The following is a 1,315-nucleotide window of genomic DNA, read 5'->3' as shown; positions in this document are numbered from 1 at the left end:
GAGCCTGTAAATTAAATTGTGTATTTGCCTTAACTTGATATGTTTAATTTATTATCAAAATAAGGTTGATTTATGAACGAAAAACAATTACAGGCTCTGGCCAATGAACTGGCTAAAAACCTCAAAACCCCTGACGATCTCAACCAATTTGATCGTTTACTGAAAAAGCTCAGTGTTGAGGCTGCGCTTAATGCCGAAATGAGCCATCACCTCGGTTATGAGAAAAACCAGTCTAAAACAGGTACGAATTCCCGTAATGGATACACTTCAAAAACGGTGATGACTGGCGATGGACCTTTGGAACTCAGTACTCCCCGGGATCGTGAAAGCAGCTTTGAACCCCTGCTCATCAAGAAAAATCAAACGCGTTTCACCGGCATGGATAATCAGATTTTAACCTTATATGCTAAAGGCATGACCACCCGTGAAATCGTCGCCACGTTCAAAGAGTTATACGATGTCGATGTGTCTCCCGCTTTAATCTCCAAGGTCACCGATGCGGTCATGGAGCAAGTCATTGAATGGCAAAATCGACCTCTGGATGCCATTTATCCGATTGTTTATCTGGATTGTATTGTGCTCAAAGTCCGTCAGGACAACCGTGTCATCAATAAATCGGTCTTTCTCGCTCTGGGCATCAATATTGAAGGACAGAAAGAACTTTTAGGTATGTGGTTAGCCGAAAATGAGGGGGCTAAATTCTGGTTAAACGTACTCACAGAGCTTAAAAATCGTGGGCTGAATGATATTCTCATTGCTTGTGTTGATGGTCTGAAAGGCTTCCCAGACGCCATAAACGCGGTTTACCCCGAAACGCGCATCCAGTTGTGTATTGTCCACATGGTACGGAATAGTCTCCGGTTCGTGGCCTGGAAAGATTACAAAGCCGTCACGCGCGATCTGAAAACGATTTATCAGGCCCCGACAGAAGAGGCAGCGCTTCAGGCCTTGAACGCGTTCAGTGAAATCTGGGATCACCGCTATCCCCAGATAAGTCGCAGTTGGCAGGCTAACTGGGATAATTTATCCACGTTCTTCGACTATCCAACGGAAATCCGCAAGGTTATCTATACAACGAATGCCATCGAATCGCTGAATAGCGTCATCAGACACGCGATCAAGAAGCGTAAAGTCTTCCCCACCGACGATGCGGTGAAAAAAGTCATCTGGTTGGCGATCCAAGCCGCCTCAAAGAAATGGACAATGCCACTTCAAGACTGGCGAATGGCAATGAGTCGTTTTATTATTGAGTTTGGTGATCGCCTTGACGGTCATTACTAAGAAATGGCACTTACACAAAATGGTGGACAGGCTC

General features: G+C 45.0%; 1 protein-coding gene. It reads left to right on the top strand.

What is annotated here, in order from left to right; genetic code table 11:
- Positions 1-72: 72 nt before the first annotated feature.
- Positions 73-1,281 carry an IS256 family transposase gene (locus Xmir_RS22100; protein WP_099116103.1) on the top strand — a complete coding sequence of 403 codons (1,209 nt, stop codon included), beginning with the start codon at positions 73-75 and terminating at the stop codon, positions 1,279-1,281.
- Positions 1,282-1,315 lie beyond the last annotated feature (34 nt).

Source organism: Xenorhabdus miraniensis (assembly GCF_002632615.1).
This window is presented reverse-complemented; position numbering and strand designations above follow the sequence as displayed.

Bases quoted from the DNA above. Each gene is read 5' to 3' on its own strand.
- Xmir_RS22100 (WP_099116103.1), top strand. From the start codon at position 73: ATGAACGAAAAACAATTACAGGCTCTGGCCAATGAACTGGCTAAAAAC.